This window comes from Stutzerimonas azotifigens DSM 17556, from assembly GCF_000425625.1.
In the GTDB taxonomy this organism is placed as follows: domain Bacteria; phylum Pseudomonadota; class Gammaproteobacteria; order Pseudomonadales; family Pseudomonadaceae; genus Stutzerimonas; species Stutzerimonas azotifigens.
Genome location: NZ_AUDU01000028.1, coordinates 34726 through 50536, shown reverse-complemented (window position 1 = coordinate 50536; position 15811 = coordinate 34726). Strand labels below are relative to the sequence as shown.

Below are 15811 nucleotides of genomic sequence, written 5' to 3'. Positions count from 1 at the left end.
CTGGCGCCACGACTCCAGTAGTGCGTTATTTCGGTGCGTGTTCAATTTGATGTGATCCGTTTCGGTGCGATTGGCCGGCTCGTATTAAATCCGACTAAAGGTCGGACGCTTTCCGGTATACTCCGCGCCCCTCTTTTTCTTGCCTCGCCGGCATCCGCCCCCGTTTCCCATGAAACTGATCGTCAAGGTTTTCTCCGAAATCACCATCAAGAGCCCGCCGGTTCGCAAGCGGTTCATTCGCCAGTTGGGGAAGAACATCCGCAGCGTCCTGCGCGACCTCGATCCCGAATTATCGGTGGAAGGTGTGTGGGACAACCTCGAGGTGGTCAGCCAGGAGAGCGATCCGAAGACCCTGCGCGAGATCACCGAACGGCTGGCCTGCACGCCGGGCATCGCGCACTTTCTCGAGGTGCACGAATACCCGCTCGGCGACTTCGACGACATCCTCGCGCGCTGCAAGGCGCATTACGGCGAGCGGCTGCCGGGCAAGGTCTTCGCGGTGCGCTGCAAGCGTGCCGGCAAGCATCCCTTCACCTCGATGGACGTCGAGCGCCATGTCGGCAGCCAGCTGCGCCAGCAGTGCGGCGCGGCCGGCATCTCGCTGAAGCACCCGGAGGTGGAGGTGCGGATGGAGATCCGCGACCAGCGCCTGTTCGTCATCGACCGGCAGCACGACGGCATCGGCGGCTATCCGCTGGGCGCGCTGGAGCAGACGCTGGTGCTGATGTCCGGCGGCTTCGACTCCACGGTTGCCGCCTACCAGATGATGCGCCGCGGGCTGCTGACCCATTTCTGCTTCTTCAACCTCGGCGGGCGTGCCCACGAACTGGGCGTGATGGAAGTGGCGCACCACCTTTGGAGCCGCTTCGGCCGCTCGCACCGGGTGCTGTTCGTCAGCGTGCCCTTCGAGGAAGTGGTCGGCGAGATCCTCGCCAAGGTCGACAACAGCCAGATGGGCGTGGTCTTGAAGCGCATGATGCTGCGCGCCGCGACCCAGGTCGCCGAACGCCTGGAACTGGACGCGCTGGTCACCGGCGAGGCGATCAGCCAGGTCTCCAGCCAGACCCTGCCGAACCTCTCGGTGATCGACTCGGCCACCGACATGCTGGTGCTGCGCCCGCTGATCGCCAGCCACAAGCAGGACATCATCGACACCGCCGAGAAGATCGGCACCGCCGAGTTCGCCCGGCACATGCCGGAATACTGCGGCGTGATCTCGGTGAATCCGACCACCCGGGCCAAGCGCTACCGCGTCGAGCACGAGGAAAGGCAGTTCGACATGGCGATCCTCGAACGTGCCCTGGCCGGCGCGCGGCAGATGACCGTCGACCGGGTGATCGACGAGCTGGGCCAGGATTTGCAGGTCGAAGAAGTCAGCGGCGCCACGCCCGGCCACGTGATCCTCGACATCCGCCATCCGGACGCCGCCGAGGACGACCCGCTGGACGTGGCCGGGGTGGAAGTGCAGGCGCTGCCGTTCTACGCGGTCAACAGCCGCTTCAAGGATCTCGATGCCAACCGCCAGTATCTGCTGTACTGCGACAAAGGTGTCATGAGCCGCCTGCATGCTCATCATTTGCTGAGTGAAGGGCATCAGAACGTGCGGGTCTATCGGCCCGCAAGCCAGAAGCTGGAAGCTGGAAGCTCGAAGTGAAGAGCCCCCGACCGACCAGCCGTATCGTCATCAGGCGCAAGCACCCTCCCGACCGCGGCGGGCATTGCTCTTTCCTCCAGCTTTCAGCTTCAAGCTTCCAGCTTCTTTCAGGTACAGAATCGTGATCGAACAACTCCGCAACATCGCCATCATCGCCCACGTCGACCATGGCAAGACCACCCTCGTCGACAAGCTGCTCAAGCTCTCCGGCACCCTTGACCGCAAGGAAGCCGAAAACGAGCGCGTGATGGACTCCAACGACCAGGAAAAGGAACGCGGCATCACCATCCTGGCGAAGAACACCGCCATCAAGTGGAACGGCTACAACATCAACATCGTCGACACCCCCGGCCACGCCGATTTCGGCGGTGAGGTCGAGCGCGTGATGAGCATGGTCGACTCCGTGCTGCTGGTGGTCGACGCCCAGGACGGCCCCATGCCGCAGACCCGCTTCGTGACCCAGAAGGCCTTCAAGGCCGGCCTGCGTCCGATCGTCGTGGTCAACAAGATCGACCGCCCGGGCGCGCGTCCTGACTGGGTCATCGACCAGATCTTCGACCTGTTCGACAACCTCGGCGCCACCGACGAGCAACTGGACTTCCCGATCGTCTACGCGAGCGCCCTGAACGGCATCGCCGGTCTCGACCACGAGAACATGGACGACAACATGGACGCCCTGTTCCAGGCCATCATCGACCACGTGCCGGCACCGGTGGTGGACCTCGACGGCCCGTTCCAGATGCAGATCTCCCAGCTGGACTACAACAGCTTCCTCGGCGTGATCGGCATCGGCCGCATCGCCCGCGGCCGGGTCAAGACCAACACCCCGGTGATCGCCGTCGACGCCAAGGGCAACAAGCGCAACGGCCGTGTCCTCAAGATCATGGGCCACCACGGCCTGCAGCGTGTGGAAGTGCCGGAAGCCGAGGCGGGCGACATCGTCTGCGTCAGCGGCATGGACGAGCTGTTCATCTCCGACACCCTGTGCGACCCGCAGGCCGTCGAGGCGCTGCCGCCGCTGACCGTCGACCAGCCGACCGTGAGCATGACCTTCCAGGTCAACGATTCGCCGTTCGCCGGCAAGGAAGGCAAGTTCGTCACCAGCCGCAACATCAAGGATCGTCTCGAGAAGGAACTGCTGCACAACGTCGCACTGCGCGTCGAGCAAGGAGAGAGTCCGGAGAAATTCAAAGTCTCCGGCCGCGGTGAACTGCACCTGTCGGTACTGATCGAGACCATGCGCCGCGAAGGCTTCGAGCTGGCCGTCGGCCGTCCCGAAGTGGTGATCATCGAGAACGAGGCCGGTGAGAAGCAGGAGCCCTACGAAAACGTCACCATCGACATCGAAGAGCAGCATCAGGGCTCGGTCATGGAGCAGATGGGCCTGCGCAAGGGCGATCTGTCCAACATGATCCCCGACGGCAAGGGTCGCGTGCGCCTGGAGTACACCATCCCGGCGCGCGGCCTGATCGGCTTCCGCAACAACTTCCTGACGCTGACCTCGGGCACCGGCATCCTCACCAGCACCTTCAGCCACTACGGCCCGATCAAGGCCGGCGAAGTGACCAACCGGCAGAACGGAGTGCTCGTCTCCATGGCCACCGGCACCGCGCTGACCTACTCGCTGGAAACCCTGCAGAGCCGCGGCAAGCTGTTCCTCGGCCCGGGCGACGAGATTTACGAAGGCCAGCTGGCCGGCATCAACAGCCGCGACAACGACCTGGTGATCAACCCCACCAAGGGCAAGAAGCTCGACAACATGCGCGCGTCGGGCAAGGACGAAGTCATCGCCCTGGTTCCGCCGATCCGCTTCACCCTGGAGCAGGCGCTGGAATTCATCGCCGACGACGAGCTGGTGGAGGTGACGCCTAAGTCCATCCGCCTGCGCAAGAAGCTGCTCAACGAGAACGACCGCAAGCGCTACGAGCGCAGCAAGGTCTAAGAGCGGCTACCGGCCTCAGGCTGCAAGCAAAAGCCCCGTCCAGTGAAAGCTGGGCGGGGCTTTTTCGTTCAGTCGGCGCAGGCGTTGCGCTCGGCCTTTTCGCGCTTGAGTGCACTGTAGTCGCAGTAGTGCTCATAGGCGGCCTTGACGACTGCGGCCAGGCCGATGGTGGCGAGGATGTTCTTCAGCATTGGTGTTCCTTTCGAGGTGAAATTGCATGTGCCTGTTATTGGTAAGCTTGCTATACGGGCGCGACAGTTGGTGTCGTCACCCTGCTATGGTTTGGCAACTATGCAAGGAGAGGCCCTATGCAATTTCCATATCTGACGTAGCGTCTCGCGAAACTCAAGGCTCATTTGCGCTTGCACAGCTATCAACAGGAATCCTTGAGGCCTTCTTAAAAAACTACTCGCTACACTGGTGGCGACATACGGCAAAGCTAAGTGGAGCAGGGAATGCTCCGCGAGAATAGCTTTCACACTAAAGGAACTATTGGTCATCTAGCGAGCTGTGTTTTTTTTCTTGGGCTTCAGCTTGTAATGCAAGGCAGACTTCAATGTTTGCCGCTACAAAATCGCCCCAACTGTACCTTTTAGAATAATTTAGCTTGTACTGCCGATCCACGCGACAGATGTCTGGTCGTTGGTCATAGATGCCGCAGCCTTTCTCCAGTTCATCGTAGTGCCGGCAAGTCCCATCACCGCGATTTAGAAACTGTGTTTCGGGCGCCAAGTTTACTCGCTGGCAACATAGACCACATTTGTCGCAGGGGAAGGGCTCGAGAGTCAAAATGAAAGCCTCGTGGTAAGGCCCATGCACGAGACATGGGCCTTCTTTTAGGCTACTACGCTATCGAGAGCATCTTTTTTACCGCTAGCGACTGCAGCAACATCATGCAAGCGTTTCTCGGTAGATAGCACCAGGTTTCCGTCTTGGTCCAAAATCGGCGTATCGATCATCGCCTTCAGCAACTGTGCAAATTTAACGGAGCGGAACACGACGACCTTGCTTTCCTCTGGGTAGCCGCGGAAGTCGTCGCCTTGGGCCTCCAGAAGCTTTTTCAGTTCGGAAATTGCGCGGCGTAACTGCGAGCTAACCGTCGAGAAGGTGGAGTTAGCCAATCCAGTCACTTCCTTGATGGCTTTGAGCTTTCCGACCATCAATTCCGCCTGATCCCGGATGGTCTGGGCTTGCTCCAAATTGCTGCGAGCGGTGTTCAATGCTTCCTCGCCCTTGTTGCCAAGCACGTGGCCGAAGATCGCAAGGGCGGGACCTGCGACGATGCCGCCCAGAACCATCATACCTCCGGCCATGCCGTAGCCGCCGGTCGCCAAGGAGCCTCCACCCAGCCAGGCGAGTGTTGCGTTGGTGGCCGCAACACCTCCCAGCGAGGAGATGGCAGTCCCGGTACTTGCCGTGGCCAGCAGCATGGTGCCGTTATAAGCACCAAAGGCCAGCGCTGCACCGCTACCGAGGCCGGCGCCAAGGCCAAGGCCTGCATCCTTGAGTGCCTGGTAATCCTGCTGTAGGCCGGGCATGGTCTTGCTCGAAAAATCGCCCGCATTGAGCTTGTCGAGTTCCGGGCTCTCGCTGAGTTCGACATTCTTGATGCGTTGGAAGGTCTCAATGAAGTCCGCGATGACCCCATTGAAGGCGCGCAGCTTGCGCTGGCCGTAATCTTCCAAAGTGCCGTTAGTGGCTTGTCGTTGTGCCTCTATCGCTTGGTTGGCAGTTTCCACCATCGAGGCAGCATTATTATTTATATCTTTCGCGTTGCTGTGGTCGATGGCTCCGCTTACACCCTTTGCTGCGCCATACAGGCCAGCTGCGGCAGCGGCCGCACCAATAATCAGTGGGATGGGCATGTTATTTCACCTTATTCGAGAATAATAGAAATTGTCTTGCTGATTTCTTGGTTGAGCACTTCGGCCCGCTCCAAGAGGTCGTCGTAAATGAAATCGTCCAGCTGATGGTGTCGCTGAAATTCTTTAAGTAATACCGATTCGGTACTTGTTATTTGCCCGTCGCGTAGCGCGACCAACAGCAGTTCGAAAAGGATCGCTCTGGGTGTCGAGATTAGGTCGTATTTTTTTTCTTCAAGCAACCCCGCCAATACAGTAATGGCCGCTTGGACGCGAATTTCTGGTTTCTCCATTTTGATGAAGGGGTAGGTTTTCAATGTGTCGACTAGCCGGTTCATTATGTGTATATACGATCTACTCCCTCCCTCAACCGAAGCGGTCAAGCGTCGCCGCTGTCTCATCATTTCCGGAAGACTTGAAGCTGAAGCAAGATTTCCTCCCCCCCGACGCATTCCTGCGGATTTTTCCAATTCCTCCATCAGTACCCGGTCTTGCTCATTTTCTTGGACGGTGAGCGCGTCAAGGTCAGTATCGGAGGTGAGTTCATCGGAAGTTTTTCCTTCCCACAACAACGGCTTGTCGGCCATGGTCAGCAAATCGGCCAAGTCTAGAAAGTGTCGTTTGTCTGCGTCGGACAGTAGTTTGAGTAGCATGAGCACGTATTCCTTCTTTTATGGCTGCTATAAGTGCTGTTAAATAACTAAGGGGCTTTCGGAGTCCATAAAGGCATCGAACTCTGTCAAGGAGAAAAACTGTAAGTTTTTACCCAGCAGCGTTGCATAGTGGTTGATGCTGTCCGCTAGCGTACCTGCGTTTTGGCTGTTGGCATTATTCAGCGCCGCCAGCAGGTTTTCGGTTTCTTGGTGAAGTTGGGGAATCTCGCAGGCGACGAAAGCATTCAGTTGCGCCTGTTCCGCGGCGATCCGATCCCGTGCGGCTGATTCTATGGCCCGCACGCGCGTCAGTTGCTGACGCGAAAGCTTGGCACCGCGTGCCGCATCCAGGGCACTCTGGTAGAACATCGACGAGAGCGTGTAGCCGATCATCCCACCGATCGCAGCCCCTACGAATGGCACAGGGATGGCTAGCTGGCCGGCAGCAGCCATCATGCCGCTCGAAAGCATGCCTGAGCCTTTTTCGCCCACTTCGACAAGCAACTGAGCCTCGTCGATTTCGCCTGTTACAAAGCGCTTGATGGAACTGCCCAAGGAAAGGCACACATTAACTGCAAGTGTAGGAGCGCTGGTGTTAGCCAGTTGACGAACGAACTGGTTTCCCGATTGCTGCATGCCTCCTTTGAGGGCTGAACCTACAAAGGCAGTACCGTATCCCAGAGCACCCGCCATTGCAGTTGAAGTAGCCACGTCCTGGAAGACTTCCGAGACGTCTTTCTCTCCTTGGGCGGCCGCCAGGCAATTCTGCAGAATCGAGATACTGCCGCCGATAATGGCGCCGAACTTCGCTCCTTCAAGACCTGCCCTATGGGCGGTACGACCGATGTCCAGAAGGGTTGCAGCGCCGGGGTTCTCGCGATAGAAGATCGCATCCTCGGTGGTCAGGCCGCTGTCGCTGACATTCTCTGCTAATTGATCATAATTATCGGCCTCGCGACGTAGTTTGGCTGCCGCATCTGAGTTTCCTTTGGCCTCCGCCTTATTAGCGTTGGTACGATATTGCTGCGCCTTTTCCCGGCAGTAATCAGACGCTGAGTCCGGCTGGGAGCTGCTACCCCCTTCGAATTGTTCTGTCGGTAGTTCGAGCTTGGTGCCACGATAGCGAGAAAATTTCCCGTCTTCCCGGGCAATATCATCGAGCAGCTGGTTTCGGTTGCCGACGAATTTCATCTGCGATTGCGAGCCGTCGATGACCTTCCCATCCAGCAATTGAACCCGATCAACCACGTTGTGGTTCTTGCCATATTCGGGAAGATCGTCGGTGCGGGATGTACGCACCGAGGATTTATTGATGATCGCTTCCGCATTGTCTCGACTGGTGGCGGCTACTTCCGCGCTAAAGCCAGCCTGTTGCTTTATGTTCTGCGTGGCATAGCGAGGGTCGTCATTTACCTTGTGCTTGGCGATATCCACTAGGCCCTTGGCAAAGCGCTGGCCTGTTGCATTGTCCACGCCGCGGTAGCCTTTCAGGTACTCCGCATTGGCACTACCAAACCGCTGCACGGTCTCGTGGGCGGATAGCGCAGTGGCTGCCCGGACAGTATCTTCCCGCACGACTTCATTTCGTTCTTTGTCTTGTTTGTTTGAGTTGGGGGTAACGTCTTGGGCACTCATAAAGTCTCCTGACAGGCATCTACTAGGGGCGTGTTGGGCTGCTGGTAGAGTTTGGCCATGCCCTCACGCCTGGCTCGGATGGCCTCGATCCAATGAGTGGGTTCGTGGACCCGGATGTTGTCACCGAGCCCAAATACCCACCAAAGGGTTTGCAGGTCATCTGGAGTCCTAGCGGTCAGGCGGCACCAATCCGTTCCAGGTAATGGTTGTAGGATCTGCTCACGGCACAGCGGTGTTTCTCTAAGCAGCCACGCGATTTGCGGAGATACATCGGCGACCAGTTCCACCTCCTCTACAGGGCCTGGGCTATTGAAGCCGCCGTTCCGGACGTAATAATCGATCTCGAAGTCGGATTGCTCGCGGGCTGCCATATCGAGGCATTCGGCGTTCTGGATGCGTTGCAGAGCAAATTGGCGCGTGTCCTCGTAGCCATCGACGCTGCCGATTAGGTAGCTGATGGAGTGGCGTGAAACCAGGCCGGCGGGATGAATGAGCAGTTGCTTCAACTCGGCCTTGCTGCGGCTCAGGTAGTCGACACGCAATTGTTTGCGTTTCAGCAGGGCGGTGGAAACCTCTTGCCAGACGGCGGCAGTCACCGGGGCCGGTTGTAGCGCCTTGCCGTTGGGGATGGCGCGGACACGTTGGGCCCAATGGGCGAAGTCGTTCTGGTCCAGGTCGCTCAGGTAGTTACGCGCCCTGTTGAACTGAGGGCCCAACAAGTCGAGCACGCTTTTCGGCAACAGAGGCTTCAGGTGGCTTTCAGCCAGGAAGAGCGCCAGCGCGGTGGCGGGCTCCATGTCCCTCAGGTCGAGTGGCGCACCCTTGCTGAGGCTCCATTCATAACGCCCACCGACCTTCTTGCTTATCAGCGAAAAGGGCTGGGAAAGCCGGTTCAGATCACGCTGCACGGTGCGGAGATCTACTGCGAACCCACGATCGTGCAGTTTTTCCTGCAATGTGGGAGAGGAGATGTATCTCGGATATTCGGGTATCAGGCGCAACAGGGTGAACAGCCTGAGCAGCGTATCCTTTGCTTCGGACATCGGTTACTACCTTGTAAGCGTACTTCGTGTTCGCAAGTATCGCGGCACCACGCGATGGTGAGACTACCTTGCCTGATGGCTATTTGCTACCTGGCAACGTCCTTAAGCCGGCCCGTGGCTCTGGCCGGACTGCCATGCGCCACGCCTCTCAATGAAACACTCGCTTCAGTTGCCCAAGGAGGCCCTGTGATGGGCTGGACCGAAACTGTCCGTTGATTTCCTGGCTGCCACATCTGGGGCAACGGTTGAAAATGTCGCGGCCCACTATCAACGCATCCGATCGAGGGCGTGTGATTGTGCGCCAACCACAGTTGCGGCAGGTGTGTGTCATTGCGGGTGGCGGGATGGGCATAGGCGTGCCTCGCTGCGATTTGGTATGGCGAGCGTGGCATGACAGGGCGACAAATTCTGTCGTGTGAATATCTCCCTTTGCGAAGAAAGCATGCAGAGGTGCTCAGAAATCTGGCAGTCGATCTCTAGCCATGCGGCGCATTTGCTGTCGGCACTGAGAGAGTGACGGATATTCCAAGTAGGAGCGGTTTGGACATCGACTGGGGCCTGCACGGCGACAGGTGCCGACGCTGACCCAATACTCTCACCGTTCGGGAGAGGGCCGGGATGAGGGCTGGCGAGCAGCTTTCCCTCATCCGGCCCTGCGGGCCACCTTCTCCCGGCGGGAGAAGGGAAAGGCGTGGAGCGCCTCGCCATATAGCAATTCGAGTCCGCGCATAGACTATTACTGCAAAGACGAATAAAACCGGCCTAGGTGTGATCTCTCAGTAGGTTGTTCATCCGGGACATTCCCGGAATTCTGGAAGTGCGACCAACCAAGCCCTCTAGGAGCCCCGGATGAACCTGCATAAACATGCCCGTCTTACACCTCGCGGTCGAGCCCTTCTTGTCCGGCGTGTCGAACAAGGCTTGCGTGTCGAAGAGGCAGCGCAGGCTGCGGGCGTAAGCGTGCGAACGGCCTACAAATGGCTCAAGCGTTTTCGGGAGGAAGGTGAGGCTGGCCTGCAAGATCGCTCATCGCGACCACACTTCTGCCCACATGCCACCCCAGACTCTCTGCTTGATCGCCTTGTCGCGCAGCGTCGGGCGCGCAAGACCTATCGACAGATAGCCGACGACTTGGGCGTGGCCGTCAGCACGGTGGCGCGCTGCCTCAGAAAGCTCGGTTTGCATCGTCTAGCAGAACTGGAGCCGGCACCACCGGTGCTGCGCTACGAATACCCGACGCCCGGCGATCTGCTGCATCTGGACATCAAGAAGCTGGGGCGCTTTTGCCAACCGGCCACCGCGTGACGGGCAACCGCCAGCAGAGCTCGGACGGTGCCGGCTGGGAGTTCGTCCATGTGGCCATCGATGATGCCAGCCGAATAGCGTTCAGCTCCCTGCATCCTGATGAGCGTGGCACCAGCGCCTGCGGCGCGCTTCTTCAAGCGCTGCGCTACTACCGAGGCCTCGGGATACGGGTTGCTCGCATCATGACCGACAACGGCACCTGCTACCGCTCCAAGCGCTTCCGCCGCTTGGTGCGCAGACTTGGCTTGCGCCATCTCTGGACCAAACCCTACACGCCTCGCACCAATGGCAAGGCCGAACGCTTCATCCAAACCAGCTTGCGCGAGTGGGCATACGCACGCAGCTACGAAAACTCCGAGCAACGCGCCGCCCATCTGCTGCCGTGGCTACACCGATACAACTGGCACAGGCCTCATGCCAGCCTCGGTTACCAGCCTCTCATTAGTCGCGCTCCACTTCCACTGAACAACGTACTGGGTTTACACACCTAGGCCGGTTTTATTCGTCTAATAACGCTGTGGCGCCGAAAAAAACTTACCAGCTGTAACTCACCTTCGCCGTAATTTCGCGGCCAGGGTTGTAGTAGTCCGCAGTACCGGATCCAACCACGTGCTGCTCGTCCAGCAGGTTGCTGACATTGACAGCAAGATCCGTTCCCTTGGCGAGCTGATAGTTGAATGCGGCATCGAAGAGTGTAGTCGCGTCGCTTTTGGCGCTGTTGACGGCGTCGAAGTAGTAGGCGCCGATGTAGCGGGCACCAAGGCCAACGCTCATGTTCGTGCCTGGCAGGGCGTAGTAGCCCCAGAGTGAAGCGGAATGCTCAGGAGCGGCGGTGAACTCCTTCCCCTTGAGCGATGCCCCGGTACGCAAGGTGCCACGAAGGACTTCCGACTCCATGTAGGAGTAGCCACCGATCACACTCAGGTTCTCGGTCAGTTCAGCCTTGGCTTCCAGATCGAGACCGCGCACCCTCGACTCGCCTATGGTTTCCCGCTCGATGCTGCCATTGGGCTGCACGACGGCAATGGTGATGTCTTCCTGGGTCAGGTCGTAGATGGCTGCCGAAAACAGCGCATTCATACCCATGGGCGCATACTTCACGCCCAGCTCGTACTGTTTGCCGCGCTCCGGAGTGACACCGATCGTGGGCGGTGCGACGGATTCCACCATGCTGACATAGGTGGAGATTTCGTCATTGACGATATAGGTCAGTGCACCGCGGAATGAGGTTTCGGAGAAATTATCCGAGGCCTTGACTCCGGAAATATCGGTGCTGGAGAGATCCATGGAGTCGTTGCGTACACCGGCCGTGACGATGAACCGCTCGTAGAAGGACAGGTTCTGCTGCAGGAACACTGCCTTGGTGGTGTAGTCCTGTTTATTGTGGCTGTAAGGCGCCACCCCGGTCGGCGCACCGCTGTACACCGGGTTGGCGACATCAATCGGTGCCGTCAGTGCTGATACCGACTTGTCCTCGGTCGATGCGTCGCGATATTCCACACCTGCGATCGTGCTGCTGTCGATGTTCTCGAAGCGGGCGTCGTATTGCAGCATCAGGTTGCCGTTGAGCTCCTCGGCTTCGTTGTCCGTACCAAAGATCCAACGGTTGACCATGGTACCCGTACGCCCGGAGGAGTCGCTCAGGTAAACGTAGCCGAAATCATCGGTCAGTTCGCTGTAGCGCAGATTGCTGCGAAGAACGAAGCCGTTGTCGAAATCATGGGTGAAGTTGCCGCTGATGCTGGTGCGCTCGACGTCATGGAAGTTGTAGTCCGGCTCGCCATAGAACTTGCTACGGTCGTATTCCCTGTCCAGCGGATAGCCACCGCTGTTGGGCGAGCTTTCGGTATTGAGGTAATCCAGAATCACGGTGGCCGAGGTGAAGGCCGTCGGTGCCCAGGTCAGGCCGCCCATGATGAACTTGTTATCGTCCTGCGAATGGTCGTACTCGCGGTCGCTGTCCTGAATCTTGCCGGTGAAGCGATACGCCAGCGTCTGCTCTTCGTTCAGCGAATCGCCCACGTCGATGCCGGACTCGACATGGTCGAAGGAGCCGTAGGTGACATAGCCCTGGCCGAACCGCTCGAAGCGCGGTTTCTTGGTCACGAAGTTCACTGAACCGCCAGGATCTGCCGGGCCGAAGAGCGTGGAGTTGGCCCCGCGCAGAACCTCGACGCGCTCATAGGCGAAAGGCTCCTCGCGAACGCCTCGCATCGAGCCCAGGGTCAGCCCGTCACGATAAGTCGTGGCCTGGAAACCTCGGATCTTGAAATAATCGTTGCGGTCATCGGTGCCGTAGTAATCGGTGAGGACGCCAGGCGTGTATTGCAGTACCTCTTCCGTCGTGCTGGCGCTGCGCTGTGCGATTTCCTTTTCGGTAATGACCGAAACAGAAGCGGGTGTATTGAGAATGCTGGTGGGGACCTTGCCGCCGACCCACAACTCCTGGGCAACTACCGTATTCGAGTCATCGTTTGTAGCGGCCTGAGCGTTGACGATAATTGGCGCAAGGCGATAGGGCTCTTTCTCACTCACGTTGCTTTCCTCTTGTGCGCTCGCACTCAGAGGGACGGCAACCAGCGGCGCGCAAAGCAGGGCGACGCCAGTGACACGTTGCCAGGAAGCACGTGTGTTGATGCCCCCGGTGTTACTACCAGTCATGCTCGAGATCCTTGTCGGTTATGAGGTGTCGGCCGCTAGCCTTATTTTTCAACGGACACCCATGCGGCTGGCGGAGTGTGCGCAGATAAAAAACAGCAAAATAACGATAACAATTCGTATTTACAAGGCGGAGCACAAAAAGGGCGTCCGAAATTGACCGGCGCCCCGCAACGTTGCCTGGTCGGCCTCGAGCAACCAACTCCGAATCAGCGTCTTCGCTCGGTAAGATTTCCAACAATCGATAGCGCGAACAGCGTGCGGCTGGTTCTTGGCCACCAAACGGACTTCACATAGCCGAACTGGTGCTTGTTACCCCGAAACTGGTACTCGCCTTGCGCTTGGCCGTGCGTCGAGCATTGCGTTTGTTCGGGTGTTGGCAGGTGATGCGCCGGGCTACGCGCGGGGGGAGCGGCTTGCGGGCAAGCCTTCCCTCATCCGGCCCGGCGGGGCCCCTTCTCCCGGCGGGAGAAGGGGGCGTGGCGTGGCTTTGCGCTGGGTCGGAACACCCGCAGGAGCAGGCTGTGCCTGCGGCCCGGGCCTGTACCTGTCCGAGGGGCGATTCGCGAGCAAGCTCGCACCTACAGCTGACGGCTGTTCGCCCTTCTGCCGCACAGACAAGGAAATGCTTCGCTGCAAGGCTTATCGAAAGGCGCCTGAGGGTGAGCCATGACGCGGGAACACGCTTCATCCGCTCGGGAAAGCAGGACTTCTGTGATGGTGAGACTGTATGTATATTGCGAACGATTCGCAGACGCATTCTCTCTAATGAGGCTGGCTCATGTCCCTTTCTCCCGATCTTCATGCAAATGTTCGTGTCGCTGGCCTGCCTCCGCTGGCGCTGGCCATCCACATGCTGGCCGTCGGTGCCGCCTTCACGGCATTGCCCACCCAGGCACAGGAGGCCGAAGCCGCCGAGGCGGACAGTTCGGTGATGCTGGAGTCCGTCACGGTCACCGCCGAGCGCGAGCAGTCCGTCACCGAGGGCACCCGGTCGTACACGACCGGCGCCGCGCGAACCGCCACGCCGCTGAACCTGCCCCTGCGCGAGACGCCGCAGTCGGTCACCGTGGTGACCCAACAGCGCATCGAGGACCAGGACCTGCGGACCATCCTCGACGTGGTCAACAACACCACCGGCGTGTCGGTGAACCGCTATGAAACCAACCGCGCGCAGTTCAATGCCCGCGGTTTCGAGATCAATGCCCTGATGATCGATGGCGTGCCGACCATCTGGGAGCAGCCCTGGAGCTCGGGGGAAATCTTCAGCAGCCTGGCGATGTACGACCGCGTGGAAGTGGTGCGCGGCGCCAATGGCCTGATGGCCGGCGCCGGCGACCCCTCCGCCTCCCTCAACCTGGTGCGCAAGCGCGCCAGCAGCCGCGAACTGACTGGCTCGGTGGAGCTCAGCGCCGGCACCTGGGATACCTACGGCACCCTGGGCGACGTATCCATGGCGCTGAACGAGGCCGGCACCGTCCGTGCGCGGCTTGTCGGCGAGTTCAATGACAGCGACAGCTGGGTCGACCTGCACGGCAACCGCCGCGAAACCCTGTACGGCACCATGGACATCGACCTGACCCCCGACACCACCCTGTGGTTTGGCCTGAGCCGCCAGGAAAGCAAATCCGATTCGCCGATGTGGGGCGGCTTGCCGATCTGGTATGCCGACGGCAGCCGCACCGACTGGAGCCGTTCCAAGACCTCGTCCGCCGACTGGAGCAAGTGGGACAGCAGTTACGAGACCTACTTCGTCAACCTGGACCACAGCTTCGCCAATGGCTGGCAGGCCAGCCTCGGCTACAACCGCGGCGAGCGTGACGGCGATTCCTACCTGTTCTACGTATCCGGCAATCCGGACAGGACCGGCGCCGTGCCTATGAGCACCTTTCCGGGCTCGTACAAGACCCGGACCGTCCAGGACGACTACAGCATCCGCTTCAACGGCCCGGTCGCGCTGTTCGGCCGCGACCATGAACTGGCCTTCGGCTACGTCTACAGCGAGCAGGACTTCGATGCCGACTCGCGCATGGCCCTGACGGGCTTCCAGGGTATTCCGGATTTCGACGGCTACAACGGCCACTTCCCGGCGCCGATCTGGAGCGGGCGGGCGCCGTACAGCTACGGCGAAACCACGCAGAAGGGCCTGTACGCGGCGACGCGCCTGCACCTGACCGACGACCTCAAGCTCATCGTCGGTGCGCGGGACAGCCGCTACGAGAAGAACACCGACGATGCGCCGTTCGACAGTCCTTCACGTGTCGACGAGCACGAACTGACACCTTACGCGGGAATCGTCTACGACCTCACCGAAAACCTCTCTGCCTACGCCAGCTACACGGAAATCTTCCTGCCGCAGTCGGTTCGCGACATCAACCGTCGGCAGTTGGCCCCCATCGTCGGAGAAAGCTATGAGACCGGCCTGAAGGCCGAGTTCTTCGAAGGCCGCCTGAATGCCACCGCGGCGATCTTCCAGATCAAGCAGGATGGTTTGGGCCAGAGCACCGGCGTGGTCATTCCAGGCACCCTGGGTGAGTTCGCCTACGAGGCCAGCGACGTCACCAGCAAGGGTTTCGAGCTGGAGGTCTCCGGCGAGCTGGCGCCGGGCTGGAACCTTGCCGCCGGCTACACCCAGTTCGACGTCGAGGATGCCGACGGCAACGATGCCAACACCCGCTACCCGACCAAGCTGGTACGCGCCTTCACCACCTATCGCCTGCCCGGTGCGCTCAACAAGCTGACGGTCGGCGGCGGGGTGAACTGGCAGGACAGCGTTTACACCTATGCCACCAACCCGGCGGGCAACAGCGAGAAGATCGAGCAGGACGCCTACGCGCTGGTCAGCCTGATGGCGCGTTACGACGTCACCGACAACCTGTCCGCTCAGTTGAACGTCGACAACCTGACGGACGAGAAGTACTTCGACCTCTTCGACGCCTACGGCGCCCTGACCTACGGCGCGCCACGCAGCGTCACCGCTTCGGCGAAATATCGTTTTTAAGAGGCGAAGCGGCCTCCCGAGGCGCCGCATCCAACCACTCCCCTCTCCCTCCGGGAGA

At 59.6% G+C, this 15811-nt stretch carries 10 protein-coding genes and 1 pseudogene; 4 read left to right on the top strand and 7 right to left on the bottom strand.

Annotated elements, in window-relative coordinates; all coding sequences use genetic code 11:
- The first annotated feature begins 169 nt into the window (after positions 1-169).
- Positions 170-1654: a tRNA uracil 4-sulfurtransferase ThiI gene (gene thiI / locus H610_RS0102840; RefSeq protein ID WP_028238271.1), complete on the top strand. Its 1485-nt coding sequence runs from the start codon at positions 170-172 to the stop codon at positions 1652-1654.
- A gap of 121 nt (positions 1655-1775) precedes the next feature.
- Positions 1776-3596: a translational GTPase TypA gene (typA, locus tag H610_RS0102835; RefSeq protein WP_028238270.1), complete on the top strand. Its 1821-nt coding sequence runs from the start codon at positions 1776-1778 to the stop codon at positions 3594-3596.
- A gap of 68 nt (positions 3597-3664) precedes the next feature.
- Here typA and H610_RS26065 read toward each other — a convergent pair whose 3' ends face one another.
- The 6 genes from H610_RS26065 to H610_RS0102810 all read right to left on the bottom strand — a co-directional run bounded on the left by H610_RS26065 (position 3665) and on the right by H610_RS0102810 (position 8789).
- On the bottom strand, positions 3665-3787 hold the full coding sequence (locus H610_RS26065) for a hypothetical protein (protein ID WP_256380893.1): 123 nt from the start codon (positions 3785-3787) through the stop codon (positions 3665-3667).
- A 298-nt stretch (positions 3788-4085) separates the two neighbouring features.
- Positions 4086-4415: a YkgJ family cysteine cluster protein gene (locus H610_RS24730; RefSeq protein ID WP_236614258.1), complete on the bottom strand. Its 330-nt coding sequence runs from the start codon at positions 4413-4415 to the stop codon at positions 4086-4088.
- A 17-nt stretch (positions 4416-4432) separates the two neighbouring features.
- On the bottom strand, positions 4433-5461 hold the full coding sequence (locus H610_RS0102825; RefSeq protein ID WP_028238269.1) for a hypothetical protein: 1029 nt from the start codon (positions 5459-5461) through the stop codon (positions 4433-4435).
- 11 nt (positions 5462-5472) lie between these two features.
- Positions 5473-6111 (bottom strand): hypothetical protein, encoded by a 639-nt coding sequence (locus H610_RS0102820; RefSeq protein ID WP_028238268.1) that lies wholly within the window; start codon positions 6109-6111, stop codon positions 5473-5475.
- Between the two features lie 39 nt (positions 6112-6150).
- The gene (locus tag H610_RS0102815; protein ID WP_028238267.1) at positions 6151-7746 is read right to left on the bottom strand and encodes a hypothetical protein; all 1596 of its coding nucleotides are present in this window, start codon (positions 7744-7746) and stop codon (positions 6151-6153) included.
- Complete coding sequence (locus H610_RS0102810) at positions 7743-8789, bottom strand: helix-turn-helix transcriptional regulator (RefSeq protein ID WP_028238266.1); 1047 nt, start codon at positions 8787-8789, stop codon at positions 7743-7745. The genes H610_RS0102815 and H610_RS0102810 overlap by 4 nt, the downstream gene beginning before the upstream one ends.
- An 849-nt stretch (positions 8790-9638) precedes the next feature.
- Here H610_RS0102810 and H610_RS23140 point away from each other — a divergent pair.
- A pseudogene (locus H610_RS23140) lies at positions 9639-10585 on the top strand (IS481 family transposase).
- A 43-nt stretch (positions 10586-10628) separates the two neighbouring features.
- Here H610_RS23140 and H610_RS0102795 read toward each other — a convergent pair.
- Positions 10629-12755, bottom strand: a complete 2127-nt coding sequence (locus H610_RS0102795) for a TonB-dependent siderophore receptor (RefSeq protein ID WP_043237457.1) — start codon at positions 12753-12755, stop codon at positions 10629-10631.
- A 778-nt stretch (positions 12756-13533) separates the two neighbouring features.
- Between H610_RS0102795 and H610_RS0102790 the strand changes: the two genes are divergently transcribed.
- Positions 13534-15753, top strand: a complete 2220-nt coding sequence (locus H610_RS0102790; protein WP_028238263.1) for a TonB-dependent siderophore receptor — start codon at positions 13534-13536, stop codon at positions 15751-15753.
- The last annotated feature ends 58 nt before the right edge of the window (positions 15754-15811 follow it).

Excerpts from the sequence above, each read along its gene's own strand:
- H610_RS0102795 (WP_043237457.1), bottom strand. The coding sequence starts at position 12,755 with ATGACTGGTAGTAACACCGGGGGCATCAACACACGTGCTTCCTGGCAA.
- H610_RS26065 (WP_256380893.1), bottom strand. The coding sequence starts at position 3,787 with ATGCTGAAGAACATCCTCGCCACCATCGGCCTGGCCGCAGTCGTCAAG.
- thiI (WP_028238271.1), top strand. The coding sequence starts at position 170 with ATGAAACTGATCGTCAAGGTTTTCTCCGAAATCACCATCAAGAGCCCG.
- H610_RS0102810 (WP_028238266.1), bottom strand. The coding sequence starts at position 8,789 with ATGTCCGAAGCAAAGGATACGCTGCTCAGGCTGTTCACCCTGTTGCGC.
- H610_RS0102820 (WP_028238268.1), bottom strand. The coding sequence starts at position 6,111 with ATGCTACTCAAACTACTGTCCGACGCAGACAAACGACACTTTCTAGAC.
- H610_RS0102825 (WP_028238269.1), bottom strand. The coding sequence starts at position 5,461 with ATGCCCATCCCACTGATTATTGGTGCGGCCGCTGCCGCAGCTGGCCTG.
- H610_RS0102815 (WP_028238267.1), bottom strand. The coding sequence starts at position 7,746 with ATGAGTGCCCAAGACGTTACCCCCAACTCAAACAAACAAGACAAAGAA.
- H610_RS0102790 (WP_028238263.1), top strand. The coding sequence starts at position 13,534 with ATGTCCCTTTCTCCCGATCTTCATGCAAATGTTCGTGTCGCTGGCCTG.